Origin of the sequence: Coprococcus sp. BIOML-A2, from assembly GCF_009875795.1 — a bacterium.
GTDB classification, from domain to species: domain Bacteria; phylum Bacillota; class Clostridia; order Lachnospirales; family Lachnospiraceae; genus Coprococcus; species Coprococcus aceti.
The window spans coordinates 224251-243123 of sequence record NZ_WWSI01000003.1 but is presented as its reverse complement, the minus strand read 5'-3'; the positions used below and the strand labels follow the sequence as shown (position 1 = coordinate 243123).

The 18873-nt window shown below is 45.5% G+C and carries 14 protein-coding genes; 11 read left to right on the top strand and 3 right to left on the bottom strand.

Annotation, left to right across the window (positions count from 1 at the left end; genetic code table 11):
* The first annotated feature begins 62 nt into the window (after window positions 1-62).
* Entirely contained in the window at window positions 63-1655 is a 1593-nt protein-coding gene (locus GT575_RS08055; RefSeq protein ID WP_055280026.1) for a DUF4153 domain-containing protein, read from the top strand.
* Between the two features lie 89 nt (window positions 1656-1744).
* Here GT575_RS08055 and GT575_RS08050 read toward each other — a convergent pair whose 3' ends face one another.
* Together GT575_RS08050 and GT575_RS08045 are read right to left on the bottom strand one after the other, a co-directional pair.
* Entirely contained in the window at window positions 1745-2362 is a 618-nt protein-coding gene (locus tag GT575_RS08050) for a TerD family protein (RefSeq protein ID WP_055280025.1), read from the bottom strand.
* A gap of 18 nt (window positions 2363-2380) precedes the next feature.
* Window positions 2381-3826, bottom strand: coding sequence for a sodium:proton antiporter (locus tag GT575_RS08045; RefSeq protein WP_055280024.1), 1446 nt, complete (start codon window positions 3824-3826; stop codon window positions 2381-2383).
* A gap of 214 nt (window positions 3827-4040) precedes the next feature.
* Between GT575_RS08045 and GT575_RS08040 the strand changes: the two genes are divergently transcribed.
* Together GT575_RS08040 and GT575_RS08035 are read left to right on the top strand one after the other, a co-directional pair.
* Window positions 4041-5870 (top strand): GGDEF domain-containing phosphodiesterase, encoded by a 1830-nt coding sequence (locus GT575_RS08040; RefSeq protein WP_055224154.1) that lies wholly within the window; start codon window positions 4041-4043, stop codon window positions 5868-5870.
* Window positions 5871-6212: 342 nt separating this feature from the next.
* A complete protein-coding gene (locus GT575_RS08035) occupies window positions 6213-6803 on the top strand; it encodes an NADH peroxidase (RefSeq protein ID WP_015534780.1) in 591 nt (196 codons plus the stop codon).
* Window positions 6804-6930: 127 nt separating this feature from the next.
* On the opposite strand, the gene GT575_RS08030 is transcribed toward GT575_RS08035, so the two are convergent.
* On the bottom strand, window positions 6931-7926 hold the full coding sequence (locus GT575_RS08030) for a DUF6709 family protein (RefSeq protein WP_161171841.1): 996 nt from the start codon (window positions 7924-7926) through the stop codon (window positions 6931-6933).
* Window positions 7927-8087: 161 nt separating this feature from the next.
* Here GT575_RS08030 and GT575_RS08025 point away from each other — a divergent pair, with 161 nt between their 5' ends.
* The 8 genes from GT575_RS08025 to GT575_RS07990 all read left to right on the top strand — a co-directional run bounded on the left by GT575_RS08025 (window position 8088) and on the right by GT575_RS07990 (window position 18866).
* A complete protein-coding gene (locus GT575_RS08025) occupies window positions 8088-8639 on the top strand; it encodes a VanZ family protein (RefSeq protein WP_055273512.1) in 552 nt (183 codons plus the stop codon).
* 100 nt (window positions 8640-8739) lie between these two features.
* Window positions 8740-9603, top strand: coding sequence for a chorismate mutase (locus GT575_RS08020; protein ID WP_161171840.1), 864 nt, complete (start codon window positions 8740-8742; stop codon window positions 9601-9603).
* Between the two features lie 30 nt (window positions 9604-9633).
* On the top strand, window positions 9634-10560 hold the full coding sequence (gene pyrF / locus GT575_RS08015) for an orotidine-5'-phosphate decarboxylase (RefSeq protein ID WP_161171839.1): 927 nt from the start codon (window positions 9634-9636) through the stop codon (window positions 10558-10560).
* Between the two features lie 74 nt (window positions 10561-10634).
* Window positions 10635-11399 carry a dihydroorotate dehydrogenase electron transfer subunit gene (locus tag GT575_RS08010; RefSeq protein WP_161171838.1) on the top strand — a complete coding sequence of 255 codons (765 nt, stop codon included), beginning with the start codon at window positions 10635-10637 and terminating at the stop codon, window positions 11397-11399.
* An 11-nt stretch (window positions 11400-11410) separates the two neighbouring features.
* The gene (locus tag GT575_RS08005; protein WP_442872223.1) at window positions 11411-12313 is read left to right on the top strand and encodes a dihydroorotate dehydrogenase; all 903 of its coding nucleotides are present in this window, start codon (window positions 11411-11413) and stop codon (window positions 12311-12313) included.
* A 43-nt stretch (window positions 12314-12356) separates the two neighbouring features.
* On the top strand, window positions 12357-15893 hold the full coding sequence (locus tag GT575_RS08000) for an EAL domain-containing protein (RefSeq protein WP_161171836.1): 3537 nt from the start codon (window positions 12357-12359) through the stop codon (window positions 15891-15893).
* Window positions 15894-15972: 79 nt separating this feature from the next.
* Window positions 15973-16647 (top strand): orotate phosphoribosyltransferase, encoded by a 675-nt coding sequence (pyrE, locus tag GT575_RS07995; RefSeq protein WP_055224141.1) that lies wholly within the window; start codon window positions 15973-15975, stop codon window positions 16645-16647.
* A gap of 113 nt (window positions 16648-16760) precedes the next feature.
* Window positions 16761-18866: an LTA synthase family protein gene (locus tag GT575_RS07990; RefSeq protein ID WP_161171835.1), complete on the top strand. Its 2106-nt coding sequence runs from the start codon at window positions 16761-16763 to the stop codon at window positions 18864-18866.
* Window positions 18867-18873 lie beyond the last annotated feature (7 nt).

Genomic DNA, 18873 nt, shown 5'->3' with positions numbered 1-18873 from the left:
GAGGCCCGGGGATGCCCCCGCCACCACCGCAAGGGTATATGAACATGAATGGAGGCCCGGGGATGCCCCCGCCGCCACCTCAGGGTTATATGAATATGAATGCCAGACCGCCGCAGAGGAGAAATCCTGCGGTGTCTCCGAACAGATTCAGGATGTTTGGTATTCCGGTACTGGTATATGCGATCATATGTGCGGCATGTCTGTACAGCAACTGGTCGAGTATATTGTCGGCTGTGCTTTCGATAGTATCAATAGTGTTTATCAGTACATGCATGGTACGATATGAGAAGAACATTGGTGCAGACCGTGAGGCCATGACCACTGGAGCTGCGTTGTCGAAACAGAGTATACTGATCCCATATTATATTCTTGTGTTCATGATGTCGGTTGCCCTGAGTCTCACAGACGAGGGATATATCATATTTGGATGTAATGTGGGAATAATCGTTACAGAGATGTATGCGGTTATGACATACTTCAATGACACTGAAAAGCATGGGATATTCAAGGGAATATTCTCATTTTTCGAGATGTTCTTTGGATCGATAGGGTATGTAAACATGCCATTTGCCGATAGAAAGGCGGAGCGTGAGATAACCGGCAAAAAGAGAAATTCCAAGCTGATGTACATACTTCTTGGATGTGTGATAGCACTTCCGATACTGGTGATCGTGCTCAATCTGCTGTCTTCGGCAGATCCTGTGTTTGCAAAGGTCATAAAGGACATATTTGGCAAACTGTTCTTCTCGTGGGATATAGTGAAGATAGTTCTGTTTGCCGCTGTGATATTCCTGTTTGTATATGGATTTATTGTCAAGGCGGGCCGCAGAGATCTCGGTGCAAATGCTCCGAAGGAGGGGCAGTACAATGCAGTGACAGGTATAACTATAACGATAGTGCTCACAGCTTTTTATCTGATATTTGCCGTTGTTCAGATAGTGTATCTGTTCATGAACAGTGCAGGACTTCCGGACGATATGACATACGCAGAGTATGCAAGACAGGGCTTCTTCCAGCTGCTCTTTGTAGCGGTTGTAAATGTGTGTATGGTGCTGATATTTAGTGCTATATTCAGAAAGAGTCTGGTGCTCAACGTGTCACTGCTCATGATGTGCATATGTACATATATAATGATTGCCTCATCAGCTGTGAGGCTGTCCATGTACATTGCGGAATATGATCTTACATACCTCAGAATAAATACCATATGGGCGCTGATAGTCACGTCTATAGTGATGCTCGGTGTTATCATAAGCCTGTTCTGGAGAAATATGCCGCTGTTTAGATACATATTTATGACGGTTTTGGTGATGTTCACGCTGTATGCATTTATCAGACCTGGCGCAGTGATAACGAGGTACAATATCAGTCAGGCGCACAGTGGAAAGAAGATAGATCTTGAGTATGTGATGGATATAGGTAATGACGGAGTTCCATATCTGATCGATTATTTCAGGACAAAAGACATTACGCCCGAAATGGTCATGGAGGAAGTGATGTCGAAATATAGCGAGGACACCTACTACTGGAGAGACGACACGGTGGGAGAGAGGCTTGAGAAGATGCTTGAGGAGAATGATGACAAGGGCTATATCAGAAGCTTTAACTTCTCCAGATACAGAGCTTCAAAGACTATAGAGGATTATATAAAGTAGTGTAATATAGAATTATAGATCATAATAAAGAAAGCCCCAGTCTCCGGTGCAAATAAACCGGAGACTGGGGCTTTTCGCCATGTTAAATATTAGTCGTCATCTTCAGGAACATAATGTCTTGATGTGTAATACTCAAATATATCCTCGGACTTGTCGTATGGGAGGAACTGGGATCTCTCTCTTACAACCCACTCGTCTCCGTTGTGGAGAACTTCACCGAATACATAGCAGTTGTTGTGCTTGGCATCCTCACATGCCTTGAATATTGCGTCCTCACGTACATATACCTTTTCGGTATGCTTACATTTGATCAGTGCAAATACGTTGTCCACCTCTGCCAGGCATTGCTTGTGAAGGTTGCCGTTGTAGATGTAGAGGAAGAGGATGATCCTTCCAACGTTCGCACCTCTGTCGAGGTAGATGCGCATCTCCTCGTCGATACCTTCCTTCTGTCCTGTTCTGTCATCGCCCTTCAGGACTACAGAATCGCTTCTGCTGTACTTGTGACCCCAGAATACCAGTTCGGGATCAGAGCCGTCATTGTGCTCAACGATCGCTGCAAGGTTGAGGTCATATGTGTCCTCGGATGTAGCGCTCATGATATTGTCTATGGCAATCTTAATCTTTTTCTTGAGGTCGACCTTCTTGGCATCCCAGCCAATGCCGACCGTAAGTTTATTATCACCTTTTACAACATATTCGTTCATATTAAAAACCCCCTTAGATTACAAGAAGAATAATAATGTGTCTATGAAGAATGTAGGTACAAGAATAGAAACTGACCATACGAGGTAGCCTACAAATGAAGGCATCTTGATACCATTTTCTTCGGCTATTGAACGTACCATAAAGTTAGGTGCGTTTCCTATATAAGTGTTGGCTCCCATGAATACGGCACCGCAGGAGATAGCCATCAGCATGACCTGAGGAACTACACCCATAGCAGTGCTTATACCCTCTGTAAATCCACTTGAAGCAGCGGTGGTGAAGAATACAAGGTAGGTAGGTGTATTGTCAAGGAAGCTTGATAAAAGTCCTGTCGTCCAGAAGAACTGTGCCGGATGTGTAAGTCCGAGCTCAGAACCACGTGCCTTGAGGATCAGGAGTGCAGGGATCATAGTGATGAATATACCTATGAACAGTATGGCAACCTCCTGTATAGCATCCCATGTAAAGTTGTTGGCCTTACGGACTTTCTTGCTCGTTGTCTTGAATGAGAGGAAAGCCGCTGCTAGCATGATCACAATCTCGATGATAGCAGCCCATGAGAGTGTTACGCCCTCACAGAAATTGATACCCTTTGCAAATGCAGGGAACTTCATAGGAAGAACTCCGCTGAGTATAACTGCACCTACGATCATTATAAGGAATATAATGTTGTGAGCACCTTTAAGTTTGACTGGCTTTTTCGTATCTGCATCGAATACCGGCTTCTGTCTGCCGTCTGCGATATCCTTCTTGTATGCTCTTGTGTCGAGAAAGAAGAATACAGTCAGCAGGATGATGAGATTGACAACCATGACCTTTGCAAGTCTGAGACTCCAGAAGAAGTCAACACCATTCATGAATCCCATCAGAAGTGGGGGATCACCGACAGGGGTGAGACAGCCACCAATATTTGAAACGAGGAAGATGAAGAATACAATGATCTGAACCTTTCTTCGTCTCCATTTATTTGCCTTTATGATAGGTCTGATCATCAGCATACTTGCACCGGTAGTACCGATCCAGCTTGACAGCAGAGTACCTATCAGTAGAAGCAGAACATTGAGTTTCGGTGTTCCCACCAGGTCGCCTTCAAGAGATATATTGCCTGCCACACAGAACAGGGCAAAAAGCAATACAATGAAGGTGAGATAGTCACCGATCATTACCTCGAGCAATTGTTCGCCCATCGTACCAAAGCCATGGAATATGGCAAATGGAATTAAAAATAAAAGAGACCAGCCTGCAACAGCCCACTGTTTGTGCTTTTCCCACCACTCACCGGCGATAAGGGGCATAACAGCTATGCACAGAAGCATACACACAAATGGTATACACCATGTAAGTGGAAGCGTAGCACCGAGTGTTTCAGTACCGGATTCGCTGTCTGCCGCCAGGGCACTTACCTGTGACAGCCCAAGAACTGAGATGACTGTGCCGAGACCTAGAAATAACCTGTTTTTCATCGTTTTTGCCTCCTATTAATTATAATTGAAAAACCTTATCTATGCTAACAAATATATGGTAAAAATTCAACGAAAAAAATCGAAACTTAACCATTTATTTTCCAGAACAAAAAAATAATAAGTATAGCCCAAATGATGGATCTGTGATAGAATGAAAAAGGTTGAAAAATGCAATACTATGGCCTTAGGGCAGAACAGAGGTAATTGATATATTATGGAACATCAATGGTCAAAGGCATACAAACCAAAGAGAAAACTTTACGTGCTGAGGTCCAGAGAGTCAGAGGGATTTGACGATTTTTGTCAGGAGAATGGCTATGACTGGTACAAGTGCTTTAGCAACATATACAGGCCGCTGGCAAACAGGGCTTTGTTTTATATGCCTGAGAAGATGATGGACGCCGGATATTCGCGTTTGTGTGGAGGAGTGGAGATAGGATACAGTGATATGGAGGTGGTTCCTCAGAACTGTGTGAGCATCACGGTTCCGGGATTCGACGTTGTGGATATAAAGGGATTTGATATATCTCTGATAGAGGATATACCGAGACTCATGACCATGGCGTATTCATATGCCAAGTTGTATATAGAGACGGAGAAGCTGCACATTGTTTCTAACCACAAGCTTCCATATATATGTTACATGGAGAGCGCAGACAGTCTGTGCGTGGAGATTCCGGTATGGTCCAAGAAGACCAAGACGGAGGAGATGCTGACTCTTGACAACATGAGTAAGAGAGATCTCTATGAGATAGCATACAGGGAGCCTGCCACCGGACATTACAACTGGACATGGCTCAAGGAGAAGCTTGAGCAGTGTGAATATATAGGACTGGATCAGTTTATATTTGCCAGATTCGACATAAAGGGCTTCAGGCTCATCAACAACGTTATGGGTCGTGAGGTGGCGAAGGATCTGTTCAGATATATATGTGACGCTATGACCAAGCAGGACTGGATATTGTACTCTGCAAAGTGTGAGAGTGACGATTTTGCCATGATTATAAAGTATATGCCGGAGGATGAGATAATGAACCGGCTATATACATTCTTTGAGGAGATAGGACAGCTTCCGTCGAACAGGAAGTATAAGATATTCTATAGCTGTGGTATCGTATTCTATGATGAATTCGAGAAACTCAGCATGTCAATGCGCATTGAGGACATGGCGCAGATGGCACACCTCCAGTGTATCAAGACCAATGTAAATGAGATAAAGATATACACATCGGAGATGAAGAAGGAATACATCATGGCACAGCAGTACAAGCTGGAGCTTCCGGATGCCATAGAGAATGAGGATCTCATGGTATATCTTCAGCCGAAGTACAATCCACAGAACGACACCCTGACCGGTGCTGAGGCTCTGATAAGATGGTTCTACAAGGGCGGAGATATTCTCTTGCCGAAGTATTTCGTGCCGCAGTTTGAGACTGACGGAACTATAGACATCATAGACAGATATGTGCTGAGACAGGTGTGCAAGAAGTTCAAGGAGTGGAAGGAGCTTGGCTACCCGCTCTACCCGATATCCTGTAACCTCTCGAGACACCAGATATCGAGACCGGATCTTATATATATACTGTGTGATATAGTCGATGAATACGGAGTGGATCACTCGCTTATAGACTTTGAGATAACTGAGAGTGCAGATTTCGCTGACGTGCAGTATCTGATAAAGGTGCTCAAGGATCTGAAGGCTGAGGGCTTCAAGATATCCATGGACGATTTTGGAACAGGATACTCCAGTATGGCACTTCTTAAGGATATGCCGCTGGATATAATCAAGATAGACAAGAGCTTTATTGACGGAATAGCCACCGGCGAGCCGAACAACAAGGACATGCTCATGACACAGGATATCCTTGCCATGTCAAGGCATCTGGGAATCAGAAGTCTTGCGGAGGGTGTTGAGACATTTGAGCAGAAGGAATACCTGAGAGAGTGGGGATGCCACTACATTCAGGGTTATTACTACAGCAAGCCTATACCTATCACGGGATATGAATATCTTCTCAAGAAGATAATGCTGGGACAGAGCTAGCCGGATAGTGATGCTATATAGCGACATATAGAGAATATACAGAAGAGTATAAGAGGATTGATATATGAATGTATCGATCCTCTTTTTCTATTTATATTGGACCTTAACAGGATGTAATCCCAATAATGTAATGTATATAATTTACAAGTCTTGTATATATAATCAACAACCTACTAAAAAAATAATTAAGAATCATTCCCAATAGGGGTTGACTTTGATCAAAAAATAGGTATAATAAGACATAGTTGATAAATAAACATCAACAAAGAAGACAGAATATATTTTAACAATCAATGATGGATATTGATTAGATTATTTAAAAGAGAAAAGGAGAATTAAGTTATGGCAAAGTTTGTATGTACAGTATGCGGTTATATCTATGAGGGAGAGCAGGCACCAGCAGAGTGTCCTATCTGTCACGCAGGAGCAGATAAGTTCAAGAAGGTAGAGGGAGAGCTCACACTTGCAGCAGAGCATGAGTTTGGCGTATATGCTGAGACAGTTAAGAACAATCCAGAGATCAGCGATGAGGACAAGAAGTATATCTACGAGCAGCTCAAGGCTAACTTCGAGGGAGAGTGCTCAGAGGTTGGAATGTATCTCTGCATGGCTCGTGTAGCACATCGCGAGGGCTATCCTGAGATCGGTCTCTACTGGGAGAAGGCAGCGTACGAGGAGGCTGAGCATGCAGCTAAGTTCGCAGAGATGCTTGGATCAGACCTTGAGCAGAACATGACAGCTTCAACAGAGAAGAATCTTGCATGGAGAGTTGACTGCGAGTTCGGTGCAACAGCAGGAAAGGTAGATCTTGCAAAGTGCGCTAAGAAGAACAATCTGGATGCGATCCATGATACAGTTCATGAGATGGCAAGAGACGAGGCAAGACACGGCAAGGCTCTCAAGGGACTTCTTGACAGATACTTCGGTAAGTAAGAAGAAGGTAAAGATTATTCATAAGGATAGTCAGTCTTACACATAAATCTAAAAAAGGTATATGCGGAAAGCAGTCAGGCTGCGATCCGTATATACCTTTTTTAGATTTATGTGTGCTATTTAATTGTTACTCATCTTTCTTGAGACTGAAGGAAGAGGAAGATGTAGTTGAGCTTGTTGTTGTATAAGGATTAGATGCGTGGGCATCCTGCTCTGAAGCTGCCGGCTGCTGTGAGTAGAACGGATCACTGTAAGACGTCTGCGGTGCCTGTGTCTGTTCTGCAGTGCCGTAGCTGCCACTGTTTGTAGTGCCGTACTGCTGTGTATAGCTGCCACTGTCTGTACTGCCATACTGCTGTGTATAGTTGCCGTTATTTGGGCTGCCTGTGCTGCCCGGAGTGTACACGCCGTTGAAATCGCCTGTACCGTCATAGTAACCTGTGCCTGCTGGCTGTGCAGATGCGCTGATGGTGTTCTTGCTTCTTGTTGCCTTCAGGATCATGATCACTGCTGCCAGTAGGAATACAGCTCCGAGGACAAGCTTGAATATGTAATCTGAAGAGTCAACCATCTCTATATAGTAAGGAAAAGCTTCTGCCTTTGCGGTCGCATAGTCCTCACTTGTAGGAGTGTATCCATAATATTGTGCGTATGCGTCGACATACTTGGTGATGTAGTCGTCAAGGAAGCCCTGCACCTTGTCGCTGTTCTTGCGGATGACTCCTGTTATGTAGATTGGTTCTGCATCGTCAGCAGATGAGATCGCGTCAAATTTGGCGTCATCACTCTTGGAGATCGATATTCCGATCCACTTGGCTGTGTCTCTTTTTGAGCCGTCTTCATTCTTGTCGCAGATATCAACGAGATAGTAGTATCCGTCGGTCTTGGTGACCGTGTGATTGTACGTTGTAGTCTTCTCAATGTAAGCTCCGTATCCGTAGGTGAGTGTTCCCTCCACATACACTCCCGGTTTAACTTCCGATTCGTCACATGTAGTAACGTTTAGAAGCTTTCCGTGTAAACCGATAAATGTTCGTATACCCAGGAATAAAAGAACTATTCCGAATATACCGAAAACAACTGCTGATACGATGGGATTCCCCTTTTTTCTTGTTCTTGCCATAATGTTACCTCACTTTTTTTATTTGTTATGAATTATACATAACCACTTCCATACCTCACTTTTCTACAGTACAGGTAAAAAACTAATATTTCAAGTAAAAAAGGCAAAATCAAAAAAAATTAGACATTTTTTATGGTATACTCATTCATGGTGGTGATTTTATGGCAAAGAAAACAAAAAAGAATGAGAAAAAGTACATATATATAATTCCGGCAGTGCTGTGGATGATATTCATATTTTACATGTCGTCCAGAACAGGAGATGACTCGTCGGCGGTGAGCAACCCCATGACAGACTTTATAGTGGGTTTGTTCCAGAAGGTGAGAAATGATTCCGCGCCCGTGGTTGACAGGATGACGGGAGTGGTGGAGATCATGGTCAGAAAGGGTGCACACATGACGGAATATGGAATCCTTCTGGCTCTGCTGGCCCTGGCGGTCAGAAAGGCCGGCGGAAGGATGACTTCGGCTGGCGTGTATATATGGTCAGTTGTGATAACATTTGTCTATGCGTGCTCCGATGAGATTCATCAGCTCTTTGTCGCTGACAGGGCAGGCAGGGGCACGGATGTGCTTATAGATATGTGCGGCGCATTGGCAGCTCTTCTTATTATATGGGGATCAAAGAGCACAAGGGGAAGGATAATAATGGGCTTTGTGATAGGGATAGTGCTGGTGGCAGCGGTTATGTTCCTTTTCCTGTGGCCTTTTTAGAGCGCATTTAGTATTGGCAGCCTTGAATTAGAGTGGGGCAGATGGTATATTAAAAAAGACTATGAGCATCACATTACCGATGCTGACTGGAGGATGCAGAATGACATTAGCAGATGTTAGAAAGAACATAGACCGGGTCGACAAGGAGATCAAGCAGCTCTTCAAGGAGAGAATGGTTCTTGCGGACAATGTTGCTCAGGTCAAGGCAGAGACCGAGGATGACATATATAAGCCAGACCGCGAGGAGGCCATCATATCCAATCTCACAGGGGATGTGGATGATAACATCAAGATGGAGTACACGGCGCTTATCAAGAGAATCATGGAGATAAGCAGAAAGTACCAGTATGGAAGGACTCTGGAGCTCAGGAACTGCCTAGATGTGGAGTATGATGTGAAGGAGCCTGACATAGATGCGGTGGCGATGATAAAGCCGGAGCTGTACATTTGTCAGGGATGCTCGAGGGACAAGGTCATTGCGGTGGACTCATACGATGAGGTGTATGAGCTCATAAAGACTGGCAAGGTAGACGCCGGAATGGGAATACTTGAGGACATAAGCTACGGAGTTTCGGATGCGCTTCACGAGGTGCTCACCAACAACAAGCTGTATATATACAGATGTAACATTGTAAATGAGAATGGACACAACAAGAAGGTTGTCACATTTGCAGACCACCTCATAGTGGAGGAGAACCACAACAGGCTGAAGGTGATGTTCGTATGTAAGAATAAGAGCGGAAGTCTCAGCAGCATACTGTCCATGATCTCTGATTACGGGGTGAACCTCACAGAGATACACTCGGCGCCAAACAGGCAGGAGCATTGGAATTACAGATTCTATGTGGAGCTGTCTGCCAATTTACTGAAGAAGGATATACAGGCTTTAGTGTTCCAGCTCATGAACGAGACGGAGGAGTTTACGATCCTCGGAAGCTATGCCTGTGACGAGGAACAGGTTTAGAGAAAAAATAATTTTTAAGGAGAAAATATCATGATAGACAAGTTAGTAAAGAATATCAAGAAGACAAATGCACCTATAGTAGTTGGACTTGATCCAATGCTCAACTATGTACCGGAGCATATCCAGAAAGCTGCATTTGCAGAGTATGGCGAGACACTTGAGGGCGCTGGTGAGGCTATATGGCAGTTCAACAAGGGAATAGTTGACGCTACATATGATCTTATACCTGCAGTTAAGCCACAGATAGCCATGTATGAGCAGTTCGGAATCGAGGGACTCAAGGCATTCAAGAAGACAGTTGACTATTGCAAGGAGAAGGGACTTGTCGTTATCGGAGATATAAAAAGAGGCGATATAGGTTCAACATCAACAGCATATGCGGTTGGTCATATCGGAAAGGTACAGGTGGGAAGCAAGACATATGCTGGATTTGATGAGGATTTCATCACAGTAAACCCGTATCTTGGAACAGACGGAATCAAGCCATTTGTGGATGTGTGCAAGGAGGAGAACAAGGGTATATTCGTTCTCGTCAAGACATCCAATCCATCATCAGGTGAGTTCCAGGACAGACTTGTGGATGGACGTCCACTCTATGAGATAGTCGGAGATATGGTTGACAAATGGGGCAGCGATGTTGTAGGTGAATCAGGATATTCAGCGGTTGGAGCTGTTGTCGGTGCCACATACCCTGAGATGGGCAAGGTGCTGAGAAAAGTTATGCCAAAGTCATTTATCCTTGTTCCGGGTTACGGAGCACAGGGGGGTAAGGCTGCAGACCTTGTACACTACTTCAATGAGGACAGACTCGGTGCGATCGTCAACTCATCAAGAGGAATCATAGCTGCTTACAAGCAGGACAAGTATGCAAAGTTTGGTGCTGAGAACTATGCAGATGCCTCAAGACAGGCAGTAGTTGACATGATAGAGGATATCAACGGCGCACTTGATGCGTAATTAAGCCGGAATGTGTGCGGCGAGCCGGGCTTGTCCGCCGTACACTGATAATAGAATGATGATGGAGGAAGACTATGGGCAAACTTAAGATGACAGCAAAGGTGGTCAGTCAGGAGACTCTTGCCACAGATGTATACAGTCTGGTGCTTGAGGCACCTGAGATAGCTGCACAGGCTATAGCAGGACAGTTTGTGTCTGTGTACACTCATGATGGCAGCAAGATGCTCCCGAGACCTATCAGCCTCTGCGGAATAGACAGGGAGGCGGGAACACTCCGCCTTGTATACAGAGTGGTTGGATTTGGAACAAAGGAATTTTCACAGCTTGCGGCTGGAGATACGGTCGATATATTGGGGCCTCTTGGCAACGGATTCATGAAGTCGGATAAGAAGGCAATACTTATAGGCGGTGGAATAGGAATCCCACCTATGTTACAGCTTGCAAAGGAGCTGGACTGTGAGAAGTCAGTCGTGCTCGGCTACATGGATGAGATATTCCTGAACGAGGAATTTGAGCCATACGCACAGGTGTATATGTCATCTGAGGATGGACAGCACGGTGTGAAGGGCAACGTAATAGATGCCATAAAGGAATACGGCGTGGACGGCGCTGTCATATATGCGTGTGGCCCTACTCCTATGCTTCGGGGAATCAAGGCATACGCCATGGAGAAGGGCATCGAGTGCCAGATATCCATGGAGGAGAAGATGGCGTGCGGCGTGGGCGCATGTCTTGCCTGCGTATGCAAGACAAAGGAGATAGATGAGCACTCACAGGTGCACAATAGGAGAATATGCAAGGATGGCCCTGTATTCTATGCTGAGGAGGTGGAGCTGTAATGTCAGATAAGATCAATATGTCAGTTGATATAGCGGGAGTTACCCTCAAGAATCCTATAACGGTGGCGTCAGGAACATTTGGATCAGGTATGGAGTACAGTGAGTTCGTGGATCTGTCACAGCTCGGAGCAGTGACCACCAAGGGGGTGGCAAATATTCCATGGCCGGGCAATCCAACTCCACGTATAGCTGAGACTTACGGCGGCATGATGAACGCCATAGGACTTCAGAATCCTGGAATCGATGTGTTCAAGAAGAGAGATATACCATTCCTCAGGGATTATGATACAAAGATCATCGTAAACGTGTGTGGAAAGTCCAAGGAGGACTATGTTGACTGCGTTGAGAAGCTTGGCGATTGTGATGTGGATCTGCTTGAGATCAACGTGTCATGTCCGAATGTAAAAGAGGGCGGAATCGCATTTGGCCAGCAGCCGGATGCGCTCTACGATATAACAAAGGCAGTCAAGGCAGCGGCAAAGCAGCCTATCATCATGAAGCTGAGTCCGAATGTCACAGACATAACAGAGATGGCCAGAGCTGCAGAGGCTGGCGGTGCTGATGCGGTATCACTCATCAATACACTGACAGGTATGAAGATAGATGTTAACAGAAGAACATTTGCAGTGGCGAATAAGACTGCAGGTGTGTCAGGCCCTGCTATCCATCCGATAGCAGTCAGAATGGTATACCAGGTGGCAAATGCAATAAAGCTTCCTATCATCGGAATGGGCGGTGTGGCTACCACGGAGGATGCCCTTGAGATGATCATGGTCGGCGCAAGTGCGGTGGCAGTTGGAACGGCGAACTTCCACACTCCTTATGCGACAGTGGAGATCATAAAGGGTATTGAGGAGTATATGAAGAAGAATTCCATCAGCGATATCCATGAGCTGATAGGCTGTGTAAAATAGAACGATATAAGTCTTCTGTAAGAGTTTTAAGGGGTGTTGGGTTATGGAAGATAACATAGATATTGAAAAATATGCACAAAAACTCCGCATGGAACTGGATGAGGCACTTGGCAGAAATGAAGAGCTCAGCGAGGAGATATCTGACCATGCAAGGATGCTGGAGAAGGCTCTGGACAATCTGGCAGGCGGCGTGGGTATATTTGAACTTCACGGGAATAAGCCGGCTGTCAGGTACATGAGCAAAAGCTTTTACAAGCTGTTCAATGTGACCGAGGATCAGATGAGTGGATATGCCAGTGACTACGTGATGCTGGCCATTCCAGAGGATCGGTCTGTGCTTAAGAAGCAGATCCTGGAGACCATAACGAGTAACAAGACCACGGTGCGTGACATCCGCTTTACGGACGTGAATACCGGTGGATATTTCTGGATACAGGTCTGTCTTTCTGTCATGTCCATAAAAAATGGAATCATCGCATTGTGTGCGGTGTTTATCGATGTGACAAGCAAGATGGAGGCGGAGCTGGAGAACAAGGCGCAGTCTGAGATGCTCAGGCTGATACTTCAGGGAAGCGGAGAGTCCATAATCGTGTACGATGTCCTGACGGATACTCTGATAAATGAGAAGGTCGTGGATGGCGAGATGGTCACCACCATGAAATATGAGAATTTCTATAAGGGCATCGACACTAACAGGATAGTCCACGCTGACGACAGAGACGCCGTGACCGGCATGTTCAGAAAGATCCTTGATGCGGATGCGGATAGCTGTGACAGGCTGATGGGTGATCTGCGCCTTGATCTGAATGGCGGAGGCAAATGTGAGTGGTACAGAGTGCTCTTTGTTCCTCTCAGGGACTCCAAGAAAAAGGTTTGCAAGATATTCGGAAAATATTACTCCATAAACGATGAGAAGATAAGAAGTCAGGAGCTTCAGCTCAGGGCGGAGAGGGATTCTCTGACGGGACTTTACAATCATGTCACATTTCAGCACAAGATTACGGATATGCTAGAGTCTTTCTCGGGTGAACTGTGCGCTTTTTATATTATGGATATAGATGACTTTAAGCATATAAATGACGCATTTGGACATTATGCGGGAGATGATCTTCTGTGTGATGTTGCAGTGACGCTGGAGGAGGTTGCGTCGGCAGCCGGAGGATTCTCAGGACGACTGGGCGGCGATGAATTTGCACTGTTTATCCCGATAGTCGACAGAAGAGAGGACGTGTATAAGCTGGCTGAGAATATACAGACCAGACTCACCACGATCAATTGCAGTCTGCCGCATACTATGTCGATGGGAATAAGTATCCACAGGATAGAGGGTGGTATAGATTTTGACCTTCTATACAGTGAGTCGGATCAGGCGTTGTACGCAGCAAAGAGGGGCGGCAAGAACCGTTACTGTGACTATGCCGACTCAGCGGATATGCATTCATGTGATTCGCATCACAGCGGATATGCCTACAATGATGACGAAGGTCTTATGCTGGATGAGATATCTCATATAGCATATGTTGCGGACATGAAGACCCACGAGATGTATTTCCTCAACAAGGCGGCGAAGAGAAGCCTTGGAATTGCGGAGAACGACGATTCTTACAAGGGTAAAAAGTGCTTTGAGATAACCCAGGGCGGTGATGACCAGTGCCCATTTTGTTCTAATGAGATACTGGTTCCCGGACAGAGTTATGTATGGAATCACTACAACAGCAAGGCAAAGGGACTGTATGTGGTGAAGGATAAGATAGTTGACTGGCACGGAAGAAAGAGCCGGCTTGAGATTGCAGTTGACGTGTCTGACATAGATAAGACAACACAGGTTCTGGCGGACAGCTATGACATAGAGGATGCCCTTGTCAATTTCATGGCGAATATAACTTCAAAGCAGAGCAGTGAGGAGAAATATACCAGTCTGCTCGAGGTGATGGGAACTTTCTACAATTCCAAGAACGCCTGCCTTGTGGAGTATGGACAGGATGGCACAGGGGAGCTTTATTACTGGAAATCATCAGACGAGGAGTCGATAGAGGATGGTCTGAAGGCTCTTGTCACACAGAAAATGAGGGATGAACTGGAGAAGGAAGTCCTCAGGGACGAGGTTCTCATAGTGAACCGTTCCCATCCGTTAAGGAATCCTGAAACAGGATTTGCACGGATGCTGAGTGACAGCAGGATATGGTCACTGTATGCGGTTCCGATCATAGTGGAAGATGAACTGCTCGGCAGGGTATTTGTGTTCAATCCGGAGAAGCACAATGGAAACATAAGACTCATGAAGAACTTTGCTGCCTTTATCGGAAGTGAGATATATCAGAGACATCTGAAGGAGGACCAGCAGTTTGAGTTCACCCATGATAAGCAGACAAAATGCTTTAACAGGAACAGTTACATAGACTATATAAGAAGCAGAAAGAATCTGAGCAGTCTGGGACTGGTTGCTGTGGATATCAATGAGATACGGGGCATCGCGGAGATGTTCGGACCGGATTATGCGGACGATGTGATTCTGCAGTTTGTCGGAAGGATAAGGAAGACGTTCCCGGACGACAGGGTGTTCCGCATGGGCTATGACAGCTTTATCATCATATGTGAGAATATTGAGCAGTTGAAGTTCAATGTATACGCTTCAAGACTCAGGGAAAATCTGCTCTACGGTGAGTTCACGGCATGCTGTGGCTATGTCTGGACAGATTGCAATATTGATGTCCGCAGGATGGAGGATCATGCGGCAAATCTCCTGTATTCCGAGAAGCAGCGGTGGTATGAACAGCAGGACTGTCATTCGGTGAAGTGGAATACGCTGAAAAAGGATATGGTGAAGAAGGAGCTTGAGGAAGGACTGTTCTATGTCCTTTATCAGCCGAAGATGCTGTATCCGTCAGGAAAGATATGCGGGGCAGAGGCCCTTGTAAGATATTCCGGAAATGATGACTTGGCGGATGTTATCGACAGGCTTGAGAAGAGCAGAACTGTAAAATATGTGGATTTTTACGTGCTTGAGAATGTGTGCAGAGATCTGGCAAAATGGCATGAAGAGGGAATGCCATACATCCCGGTATCCTGTAACTTTTCCAGAATGTCGCTTATAGAGAGCAATGTGGCCAAGCAGATAGCAGCAGTGGTTGACAGGTATGGAATACCGCATGATGTGGTCGAGATAGAGATAACGGAGTCGGTCAGTGAGCAGGAGCATGATACTCTGGTGAACATTTCGAACAATATACATGAACTGGGCTTCAGGATCGCGATGGACGATTTTGGAACAAAATACTCAAATGTCGCCATGCTTGCCCATATGGGATTTGACATTATCAAGTTCGACAAGAGCATGATAAATGACATAACTGTCAATCCGGTGGATCACACGGTTATGTGTCATCTCATAAACATGTGCAATGAACTGGGAATGTTCTGTATAGCTGAGGGTGTGGAGACCGAGGATCAGGCGGATGCGCTCAGCAGCATGGGACTGGCTTGTATACAGGGGTATCTGTGCAGCAGGCCGCTGGAGAAAGAAAAGTATGTGGAGATGTGCAGGGAAAGAGGCATATCACAGCCGTACACCAATAAATAATTGAATCTTTATATGGATTATGGTAGTATGTGTAAGAAAAAGGGCAAAAAAGCCTGAAAACAGGAGGATTCGCAGAGACATGGAACAGTACAAGAAGGAATTTATCGAATTTATGATTGACTGTAACGTACTCAAGTTTGGAGATTTCGTTACAAAGAGTGGAAGAAAGACACCATTTTTTGTCAATACAGGCTTTTACAGAACAGGTGCTCAGCTCAAGAGACTTGGCGAGTATTATGCTGAGGCTATAAATGCAGAGTTTGGTCTGGACTTTGATGTGTTATTTGGTCCTGCATACAAGGGAATACCTCTCACAGTTGCGACAACTATGTCCATAGCAGAGATGTACGATGAGGACATCAAGTATTGCTCAAACAGAAAAGAGGTAAAGGATCACGGCGACAAGGGAATACTCCTTGGAAGTCCTATAGAGGATGGCGATAAGGTTGTCATCATCGAGGATGTCACAACAGCCGGAACATCTATTCAGGAGACACTTCCTATCATCAAGGCACAGGGCGACGTGGATGTCATGGGTCTTGTGGTTTCAGTAGACAGAATGGAGAGAGGCCAGGGCGAGAAGAGTGCGCTGACAGAGATCGAGGAGAACTACGGAATCAAGACAACAGCTATCGTAACAATGGCAGAGGTAGTGGAGCATCTTTACAACAGAGAGTATAAGGGAAGAGTTATCATAGATGACACCCTTAAGGCCGCTATCGACGCTTACTACGATCAGTACGGTGTAAAGTAGATATAATATATCTTAAAATATTGTAAAAAGTCTTAAAATATTATATAAAATAAAGATATGGAGTTAAGGGCCATATCTTTATTTTTTTTTGTTTATATGGGAGATTTCAACGTATGATAAAGTTTTTTAAGGCGATGTTTGGGGATGTAAGGGAATATTTCAGAAAATGGTCGGGGTGGATACTGTTCACTGTGTTGATCCTGTATTATGAATTGCTGTTTCACGGCATGAATTTCAGCCTGGATGATGGAAACATAGCCGCTATAATAGCATTTGCGGTGGTGGCTGGAGGTGTGTTCGGCGTGCTGACAGGATTTTTTCCGCCGGTCATCAATAAGATACTTGCAACGCTGTTCACGTTGTTTACGGGTGTGATCTTCATCGCCCAGTACGTATATCATTCGGTCTTCAACAACTATCTGTCTGTTATTGGAACCATAAAATTCGGCAATCAGGCTGTGGACAATGCGGACACGGTCATATCCAATATAAAGGCACAGATAGTGGACGTTATTCTTCTGGCTGTCCCGGTGCTCATAATGATCGTGTGCATATGGACATTTATGGCATTTGACAGGAGAAGGTGGTGGGTGAACCTCATAGGTGCCGCCGGAACAGCTCTGGTGTATGCCACAACACTGTTTGTGATGTGGGCTGTGGACTCGGATGTGTACAGTCCGTACAATTTATACAAGGAATATACATCGGTTGATCTCTCTATTGAAAAGCTCGGCGTCATGGAGAGTTTTGTGGTGGATGTCAGAGAGGGTATCGCAGGCAAGAGCTCAGCACAGAGCAGGATAAACTTTGCCTCGGGTGGTGAGGTCGATATCGACTCACTTGCCTCCACAGAGAGCACAACGATGCAGGAGATTACCACCGAGACGGTGGATGTCGCGGAAGCGACCACAGAGGAGGTTGTGATCGACACATCCCCGAATGTCCTGGATCTGGATTTTGATGCCATAAATGACCTTGCGGGAAATGATGCGGTTTCATCGCTCAGCGAATATTTTGCAAATATACCCCCGACAAATAAGAATGAATATACAGGTATGTTCGAGGGCTATAATGTCATATGGATAACTGCGGAGGGGTTCTCAGGCTATGCGCTTGATTCCGGTCTGTTCCCTACACTGTCAAAACTTGCGGACGAGGGCTTTGTCTTTGAAAATTACTATCAGCCGCTATGGTACGGTTCAACATTAGGCGGAGAGTATGCAAACCTGATGGGAAGCCCGACTAAGAACGGTTCATACCTCAGTATGTGCAGGGCTGCCGACAATGAGAATGGCATGCTGTTTTCCATGGCGAATACGCTCAAGAGACTCGGCTATAGCTGTTACGGATTCCATGACAACGACTATACATATTATGACAGGAATATCACCCATCCGGCGCTGGGATACGAGTGGATAGCCAGCGGTAATGGGCTTGAGTACCAGACTGACGAGAACGGGCAGGACATGTGGCCTCAGTCGGATCTTGTCATGATGGAGGAGACATTTGACAAGTATACAGAGACGCAGCCGTTCCATCTGTACTACCTGACGGTCAGCGGTCATGTGCCATATGGATACGGTGCGGCAAATGCCATGGCGGATAAGAACAAGGCTGTGGTCAGTGATCTTAACTATGTCCTGGATACTACAAAGGCATATCTGGCATCCCAGTACGAAATGGAAAAGATGCTTGAATATATGATGAAGAGACTTGAGAAGAAGGGGCTGCTGGACAATACTGTTATCGTCCTGGCGGGGGATCATGTACCGTATGACAATATGGACGTTGTGGATGAACTGGCAGGGGAGAACTTTGGAAACAGTCTTGAGGCGTACAGGAGCAGACTTGTCATATGGTCGGCGTCGATGGAGAAGCCGGTGAGAGTTGACAAGGTGTGCAGCAGTATAGATATCCTGCCGACCATGCTCAATCTCATGGGAGTGGATTATGATTCGAGGCTCATCATAGGAAGGGATATCCTGTCAGACAGTACAGGACTGGTGCTGTTCCCGGACAGAAGCTTTATAACGGATGCATTTGAATATAACGCAGTCACGGACACGCTGACATCCCACACGGGTGCGGAGGTATCGGATGACAGTTTCATTGCGATGCAGCTATATGTCGCGGATAAATTTACAGCAGCTGACAACATAACAGAGTCGGGGTATTATACATATGTTGCCAGGTATCTGGGGATAGACGAGGATAATTGACAATATT

Excerpts from the sequence above, each read along its gene's own strand:
- GT575_RS08055 (WP_055280026.1), top strand. The coding sequence starts at position 63 with ATGCCCCCGCCGCCACCTCAGGGTTATATGAATATGAATGCCAGACCG.
- GT575_RS08050 (WP_055280025.1), bottom strand. The coding sequence starts at position 2,362 with ATGAACGAATATGTTGTAAAAGGTGATAATAAACTTACGGTCGGCATT.
- GT575_RS08045 (WP_055280024.1), bottom strand. The coding sequence starts at position 3,826 with ATGAAAAACAGGTTATTTCTAGGTCTCGGCACAGTCATCTCAGTTCTT.
- GT575_RS08040 (WP_055224154.1), top strand. The coding sequence starts at position 4,041 with ATGGAACATCAATGGTCAAAGGCATACAAACCAAAGAGAAAACTTTAC.
- GT575_RS08035 (WP_015534780.1), top strand. The coding sequence starts at position 6,213 with ATGGCAAAGTTTGTATGTACAGTATGCGGTTATATCTATGAGGGAGAG.
- GT575_RS08030 (WP_161171841.1), bottom strand. The coding sequence starts at position 7,926 with ATGGCAAGAACAAGAAAAAAGGGGAATCCCATCGTATCAGCAGTTGTT.
- GT575_RS08025 (WP_055273512.1), top strand. The coding sequence starts at position 8,088 with ATGGCAAAGAAAACAAAAAAGAATGAGAAAAAGTACATATATATAATT.
- GT575_RS08020 (WP_161171840.1), top strand. The coding sequence starts at position 8,740 with ATGACATTAGCAGATGTTAGAAAGAACATAGACCGGGTCGACAAGGAG.
- pyrF (WP_161171839.1), top strand. The coding sequence starts at position 9,634 with ATGATAGACAAGTTAGTAAAGAATATCAAGAAGACAAATGCACCTATA.
- GT575_RS08010 (WP_161171838.1), top strand. The coding sequence starts at position 10,635 with ATGGGCAAACTTAAGATGACAGCAAAGGTGGTCAGTCAGGAGACTCTT.
- GT575_RS08000 (WP_161171836.1), top strand. The coding sequence starts at position 12,357 with ATGGAAGATAACATAGATATTGAAAAATATGCACAAAAACTCCGCATG.
- pyrE (WP_055224141.1), top strand. The coding sequence starts at position 15,973 with ATGGAACAGTACAAGAAGGAATTTATCGAATTTATGATTGACTGTAAC.
- GT575_RS07990 (WP_161171835.1), top strand. The coding sequence starts at position 16,761 with ATGATAAAGTTTTTTAAGGCGATGTTTGGGGATGTAAGGGAATATTTC.